Source organism: Pseudoalteromonas sp. SR44-5 (assembly GCF_014163675.1).
GTDB classification, from domain to species: Bacteria; Pseudomonadota; Gammaproteobacteria; order Enterobacterales; family Alteromonadaceae; genus Pseudoalteromonas; species Pseudoalteromonas rhizosphaerae.
On the sequence record NZ_JACJDT010000076.1, the window covers coordinates 1 to 7,643 of the forward strand.

The 7,643-nt window shown below is 36.4% G+C and carries 6 protein-coding genes; 2 read left to right on the forward strand and 4 right to left on the reverse strand.

The window, feature by feature from the left end; all coding sequences use genetic code 11:
- Window positions 1-122: 122 nt before the first annotated feature.
- The gene (locus H5154_RS21890) at window positions 123-749 is read left to right on the forward strand and encodes a LexA family transcriptional regulator (protein ID WP_182719614.1); all 627 of its coding nucleotides are present in this window, start codon (window positions 123-125) and stop codon (window positions 747-749) included.
- Window positions 750-788: 39 nt separating this feature from the next.
- Here the strand turns inward: H5154_RS21890 and H5154_RS21895 are convergent, their stop codons facing one another.
- Genes H5154_RS21895 through H5154_RS21905 form a run of 3 tightly spaced genes read right to left on the reverse strand, consistent with a single transcriptional unit; the run spans window position 789 to window position 5,099 of the window.
- Window positions 789-1,442, reverse strand: coding sequence for an MAE_28990/MAE_18760 family HEPN-like nuclease (locus tag H5154_RS21895; RefSeq protein WP_182719615.1), 654 nt, complete (start codon window positions 1,440-1,442; stop codon window positions 789-791).
- Entirely contained in the window at window positions 1,439-2,560 is a 1,122-nt protein-coding gene (locus H5154_RS21900) for a DUF262 domain-containing protein (protein WP_182719616.1), read from the reverse strand. The genes H5154_RS21895 and H5154_RS21900 overlap by 4 nt, the downstream gene beginning before the upstream one ends.
- Before the next feature lie 40 nt (window positions 2,561-2,600).
- Window positions 2,601-5,099, reverse strand: coding sequence for a BsuBI/PstI family type II restriction endonuclease (locus tag H5154_RS21905; RefSeq protein ID WP_182719617.1), 2,499 nt, complete (start codon window positions 5,097-5,099; stop codon window positions 2,601-2,603).
- A gap of 177 nt (window positions 5,100-5,276) precedes the next feature.
- On the opposite strand from H5154_RS21905, the gene H5154_RS21910 reads away from it, so the two are divergent.
- Window positions 5,277-6,179, forward strand: a complete 903-nt coding sequence (locus tag H5154_RS21910) for a hypothetical protein (protein ID WP_182719618.1) — start codon at window positions 5,277-5,279, stop codon at window positions 6,177-6,179.
- A gap of 48 nt (window positions 6,180-6,227) precedes the next feature.
- Here the strand turns inward: H5154_RS21910 and H5154_RS21915 are convergent, their stop codons facing one another.
- Window positions 6,228-7,451, reverse strand: a complete 1,224-nt coding sequence (locus H5154_RS21915; protein WP_182719619.1) for a site-specific integrase — start codon at window positions 7,449-7,451, stop codon at window positions 6,228-6,230.
- Window positions 7,452-7,643: the final 192 nt, after the last annotated feature.

Sequence of the window (7,643 nt, forward strand, 5' to 3'; positions counted from 1 at the left end):
CACTTTTGGTTGTATTATTAAAAATAAAACCAATAATAGCGATTTGACCAAAACCACTTAAAGTTGTGATAATCTTTATAGAACACACTTAAAGTGTTAAAAATAAAACCTTTGGAGATAATATGGATATTGCAGACCGCGTTAAAAAGTTAAGGAAAGCTCTAGATTTAACCCAGTATCAACTAGCAGAGTTGGTAGGTGTGGCACAAAACTCAATACAAAAATTAGAGAAAGGCGATACTAAAAACCCGCGCAACATTGAAGCATTAGCACGAGCACTGCAATGCACTCCTGAATATTTACGGTTTGGTATAGTTGATAGCAAAGGCATCAACAGCAATGTATCAGCAGGCCCATCAATTAAAGCTACAGCCCCACTTATCAGCTGGGTACAAGCAGGTGCTTGGTCAGAAATAAGTGAAATAAAAGCGTATGATGCAGAGCGTTATATGTGCCCTGTTAATTGCAGTGATCTAACTTTTGTTTTAAAAGTGCAAGGTGTGAGCATGGAGCCTAAATTTTATGAAGGTGATTTGATTTTTGTAGACCCTGAAGCCGAATGCATCCACGGTTCGTACGTAGTAGCCCGCCTAGATGACGACAACCAAGCCACATTCAAGCAGCTCATTATCGAAAGTGGACACAAATTTTTAAAAGCCGCCAACCCCAACTGGCCAGAGCAACTAATCCCAATTAATGGTAATTGCACGTTGGTTGGGAAAGTCATATTTACGGGTAAGTCACTTTAACTGACCAGATTATAAAAACAAAAAGCCCGCATTTGCGGGCTAATCTGGCTGCTTCAAGTAGCTTTTGTTTTCAGCTGAATTTATAACTAAATTTTGAAACGTGGTAATCATTTCTAGTAACTCAGCTTCAAGCTCATTATAAGTTTCTAAAAGTTCTTGTGCTCCAACTTTATCTCCGTGGGCGATTGAATTCCTGCATTTGAGTAATTTAGAATCTATAAAGTTTTCTTTTAACTCAAAAACTGATGTATCTAAGCCTAACTGAGATAATATATTGTAAATAACTGCATACTTTAAGTTCGATTCAGTATCAATTACAACGGTTTCATTAACATCAAAATTCTCTTCTAAACCTGAAGAAATATAATCAAAAATCTCTTTTTGAGATGGGAACTTTTTAATAGAAAATCCCTGATTAAATTTATTGCCTAGACTCAACTGAAAGAAGTTATCTTGCATGTTTTTATATTTAGGGGCTAATTGCTTTAGATAGCATATGTATACAAGAGCACAATGTTTTATGTGCCCTTCCCAATGAGAGTATAAAAGTGCAATAGAGGATCTAAGTAATACATCCTTTTGATGTTTTCTTGATTCAGAAACCATAAATTTTAAAGTTGTAAACTCTCGCCTCCTCCAAGCTAAATCTTCTTGAAGCTTATCTTGCAGCTCATTTAAGGAGCGCACTTTCACTGCATCAACTCCTCGCCCAAAGCTACCATTTCAGTCATACGATCAATTGGTCTTGCTCTTTTTTCTACAACTACCTCTGTAAACTTTTGTTGTTCAGGTAACGCTCTACTTACCTCATTTATCTTATCTAAGATCTCCTGTTCTGTTTTTGTAGCTCTTTCAATTAATTTGGAAGCACCAGCTGTCATTGCTTCAAACACTGGCAGTGAAATAGCTCCTTCATGTCTTCCTTTTTGAATATTGAACTTTTTAAAAGCCGAATCCTCAAGGGCTTTATTGAGTAAGCTAAAAGTTTCATGAAAAACAGATTTTTCCGCATCATAGTCTAAGTCAGAATCTTCTTTAAACAGACGGTGCATTTCGGCATTTATGTATGGAGCTACATCCTGATTTTCTTTCTTAAGATCATCACATGCATATCGATGAATTATAAACCTTAATACTAATTCTAAGTTATAACATTCTTCTTTTTGCTTTTCTGAGATAGGAGTACAAGATATGAAATTTTCATCTTCTGACAGCTCTTTTAGCCACATATAGGCTCTTTCATTCAGCATCAATAGCATGCAATTTCTAACTTCTTGATCTGATAATTTTGAACCTCCAGTATTGAGTCTTTGGAATAACTCAAACTTCGTATCCCCTTCACTCTCTCTCTTAATAATTTTTATGTCTAGCTTTTCTCTTTTAAAAACTCGCTTAATTTCAATATCAATTTCACTATCCGGGTTATGTCTGTCTTCCCAAACTTTACCTTCTAAAGCAGGTAAATATTTAGTAGGTTGTAAAGATAAAGGTTGAAGTAAATTTCCTGAAGGATCCTTTAATTTACCCATAAAAGATAAGATAGTAGAAATACGTTGAAGCCCATCTACTACATCCCAGATACCATCTTGCCTTTGGGCAACAAAAATAGATGGAAGTGGTATTCCTAACAAAATTGATTCAATCAACTTACTTTTTTGACTATCAGACCAACGATATACTCTCTGAAATTCAGGGTGAATATCAATTTCACCATCATCATATAAGTTAATTAATTCACCGATAGACATAGGGTATGAGTCCGTATGCACCGTCATTCTAGCTTGGTCGATTTGGTCTTGTAACTCTGACATAAATTCCTTCCTAAAGTTTATTAATCCAAAATACAAAAAATTAATGAGGCCCTAAAAATCTATCACCATTAAAGTGAATCATATGTGTTGGCGCTTCAGCTACCCACACTTCAGTTTCCCAGCTAATATCTCCTAGGTATTTACCCATTATTTTCCTGTCTGGAAATGCTGTTACATAAACAAGGCCAGGATTAGAATGCTTGAACAACTCGGCTAATTCACTATGTCGCTTGCCATCAACAGGGCCGTGACTCGTTACAGACTCTATTAATAATAACCAATCACGTTCAGGCCAATATAAAACCACATCAGGTAGTTTTCCTTTTCGGTCAACTGTTACACCTAGCTCTGCTAGCCGGTCTTTTTTAAAGAAGTCTTCTTTTGCGCCAGTATCACCGAGATAAATAACTTCAGCACCAGGTGCAAATCGAGGTCCAAACTCAACAACAATATCATGTATTAATTGACTATGAATGCCAGGGCTAAGCTTGATATTTGTGCCGTCATCTAACGTTAATGGGATCATTTGCATTTCGCGTTCCATTGCATATTGAGCAGCCAATGTTTCGCGCTGGCTTAGCCAGGTCTTAAGGTTCTTCTTCCATTTTGGAGTATCAAAGGTCAGTAGTATATCAAATAACTCATGTGTGATTTGGTAGCAAGCTTTTGGGCTATTAACTGGGCGATCAGGTTTGTCTGGGTTATATAATACTAGACCTCCATCAACAAACTGATGCAACGTTTGACGACGGAATGTCTCGCGCGTATTTGGTGCATATTCCTTACCATATACGTCACGACACCAATCCATAATTGGTGTAACGCCTAGCATAGGCTTTTCTAGATCTTGCCAGTTACCCTCTGGATGTAAATTAAGTAGCGCTAAAAATGTAAGTGCTGAACGCTCATTTTGTTGGGCTTTTGGCATACCAAGTAATTTTAATATTTCTAAGGTTTGCTCAAGCTTATCTTGCCCTGCTAGCGGGTTATTATTCTCATCACCGGTCATTTTTGAGATTTCCTTTTCTATTAGCTGGTCTATTTCTTTTTGTGTTAATTTAGTACTTTCAACCTGTGAGCCAATTGCGCGAAGCATATCAGCGCTTGGATATTTGATTGTTCTCAAATCTGTTGCATTAACTTGTGTATGTCCACCGAAAAGCCTGTAATATTTATCTAAAAGTGAACAGTTTAAATATACATAAAGCCCAAGTGCTAGCTGTTTATCCATACCTACTTTATTAGAATGAAATACGTTAAGTTTGTTCTCAAATCCAATCATGTCACCTGATAAACAGCTATCGTAGGGGGTTGCAACAATTCGGCGCTTTTCTTCTTTTGATGAGAACCTCTTAACAATTACAAAATGCCCTTCGTGTTTCCATAGCCATGGTTTCGATATATTTGAAACAAAAATAGCATTAGGCTTTTTATCAATAGGCCAATTTACACCGCCTTTTAAGTGTTGAGGATAGATTAGTGGGACCGCGCCAGTTTCAATATCTTGGCGCAGGTCATCACGCATTCTGAAGCCAACAACTGGTCCGGTGGATACTTGAATATTTAAATCTTTAAGCTCTGTTGTGAATGTTGCTAGTTTATCTATTATTAATTGGTCGCGATTATTCGCTGCTATATGAATAAACTGCTGTTGGTCGTTTGGATTAACAATTGAAGTAAAAGGAACGGTTCTGGTTGTCATATCAGAAGCGGTTACGGTGCTTGACTCTTCATCTAAATGAAAATCTGCAACCGGGCTTGATGTAATCCTTACTGGACCTTGTTCTTCACCTTTAACTAAGTGAATGATGATGTTTTCTTGAAGTACTGCATCACCTGCGAATGCGTTATTTCTGCTATCAAATATATGTATGTGTTTAATGGCTGTTTCTTTTAATATTTGCTCGCGAAATGGTTGATAATATGGACCATTACAGAATGAACGAGGTATTATTGCGACTAATTCGCCACCTTGTACAAGCCTTTTAAGCGCTAGAGATACAAAACCTGAATATAAATTAACAGTCTCGATACCTACATCTCTTAACCAAGTTCGATGATCGCTTGAGCTAGCTATTTTTTTATATGGTGGGTTCATTATTACGTGAGTAAATTGTTCAATTGGCTCAACATTTTCATCACTATAATCTTTTATATAACGACTGAAGTTTTCAATAAAGTCTTTAAAATTTAGTGAATGCTTAAACTCAATTCCGGCACTTTTTGCCTCATTGACACAATGTTCTACACTTTCTAAGACTTGATCTTCAATTAATTTTTCAACTTCATACATGTCTACACGCATTTTTGTAACTGATTGACGTTTTATAACTTCATCAGTAAATGCTGCAGTCAGTGAACAAGGCCCACAACCAGGATCTAATAACTGTATATCACCTTCTATAGTTTCAAAGAGTGAAGCCATAAATATAGATATAGGTGCTGCAGTGTAAAACTGCCCTAACTCGCCCTTTTTTGAAGGGTCTAGTTTATCATTTGCTGTAAGCCGAATTGAGTCAACTTTATTTAAAATATTCATTTATGCCTTTTTATTTATAACTAGTAAGAAACTGATAATTAATATGCTAAAAATTCCATTTTGCATTATACGGCACTCAATGGAAGGTACAATATGAAACTTTTTGCGCTTATTAGGTACAGTAGTGTATAAATGTATGAATCTATACATTAACATCAAATTATTAAAGGTTTACATATGTCCGAAGAATACAAGAAACTCATAGAACTCGCGTTTTCTAAAATTTCTGTTGCAGAACTTAAAGCTAAACTAACTGAACTTGAAAACGTTCTTCCTAAATTGCCGGAGGAAGAAGTCTATGATGAGTTAAAAAAAATTTTGGTAGTAGATATAAATGGCATAGAACTTTCTTGCTTTAAAGGTGAGAGTCGTACATATAAAAAAGGTGGAATTTTTTACCGCGCTAGAGATCTAGACCCAAAAACAGAAGCATTGAAACTTACTGACTTTTGGGAACCCCCTCAAGATAAAATTAAATACGGTCGATTAAATCAGCCAAAACAACAGCTACTGTATATATCACCCGGTGAAATTATGACCCCTATGAAAGAAGCTGGCATTAAAGAAAATAACTTTGGCTTGATGGTACGATATGAAGCTATAGAACCAATTAATGTTATGGGAATTGGCTTTTCTGATGACTTATTGGGTAATTTTCCCGAAGATACAAATAATAAAATCAACCTTATAACCAATTTTCTCAAAACAATGTTTTTACAAAATAATTCGCTCTCATATTTAATTAGTAGTGTAATTGCTCAAAAAATTTATGACTTTGATAATTTTGATGGGTGGGTTTACCCTTCTGTAGCTAATCAAAATGGTCATAATTTATGCTTGAAGTTACCCGCCAAGAGTAAACTTAAAATACATTCTGCATTCATTTTTGAGTTAATTAATGGAGAACCAAGACCATACTATTCAATACTAGTTGATGAAAAAGTTTACCTTTATAATGATTGGAAAGAGAAAAACAGTAAAGCGCAGCAAATACTTGACGACATGTTTAGTGATAACGGTCAATTACAAGAAAATGAAGTGCTTAGCGAGATTTCGTATCAGATAAATTTTCTTCGCTAACCTGATAATAATAACTTAACTTGAACTTGAGTTGTAAATGTTATTACTTCATTGATTAGAATGTTCTAACTCTTTTAATACAGCACCTTTAATAAGCTTAGAATAAAGTTCATACCCTTCAGCCTGCTCTTTTATCCAGTCATGCTTATTGTAAACGGCCATTACTCCGCGCATTGTGTGGCCTAGCATTTTTTCGGTTACGTGCGGTGCTACACCGTTTTCACTTAATAGTGTTGATATTGAACGGCGAGCGTCATGTGGTAGGAACTTGGGCGTTTTGTATTTTTCAAACAGGTGATCCCACATTCTACAGCAATAGCGGTTAATGCTGTGGGTGGTCATTGGTTTGTTTGGTTTGCTGCCCGGTATTAAATACCCGCTGCGACCATATACCATGGCAAGGGTGTCTAAGATGCTTTTCATTTTGGTTGATATTGGCCGGCGGATGGCTTTATTTGTTTTGGAATTTTCAGGTGGTACTGTCCAAATGTTGTTTTCAAAATCGAAATGTTCCCACTTGGCTAAACGAACCTCTGATTGCCGTGCACCTGTTATATAAATTAGCTGCAAACATGCTTTGGTTGCTGGCGTGGCTTTTGAGCTTTCAATTTGTATCCAAAGTTTTGCAATTTCGTCAAAGCGCATTACTCGCTGACCTACCGATGATTGCTCGCCAATATCGTTTACGTTTAAGGTTAACACTGGGTTGAATGATTTTATATCACCGCGTTTTTCAGCCCACCCTATTATAGATTTTATACGTACTAATATTGCACCTGCGGTTTTAGCGCTGCCCTGTGCTTTTACATCATCAAAGTATTTTATCCAATCTTTGATGGTCATTAGATCAAGTGGCTTGGCTTCATCATTTAAAAATGGCACAACCCATTTGCTGACTTGATGTGTATAAAGGATTTGGGTTTTATCTTTTAGGTCAGGTACTTTTTTCTCTAACCAATCAGCTGCTACTTTAGCCATGGTTGGTAAACCTTTGGCTTCATTGCGCATGAGCTTTAGCTCTATGCGTGGGTCTTTTCCTTGGCTGAGCCAGTTTTGAAAATGGGGTATGTAGTCTTGTGCTTGTTTAATGGTTAAACCAGGATAACGGCCAAGCGAGATAATGACCTGCTTGCCATCAACACGACAACGGTATTGCCATGTGATTGTGCCTTTAGCTGATACCCTTACACTTAAACTATCTCTGTGCGATAATACGCAAGGTGTTTGATTTTTATCTAGCAGCTTTCTTAATTTGGTGTCGCTGATCGCCATTTAATTTTTTATACACAGTTAGCAAAAAATTTATACACGATACTATACACACAATGCGCAGATTGCAACATACTCGAAAATACAAGAACAAATGAAAGCGCAGTAAAAACCCGCATAAATAAAGGGCTAAGAGACAGAATGAGCGAACCAACATATTACGAAAACCAACCTACGATATACTGGCACGATTAT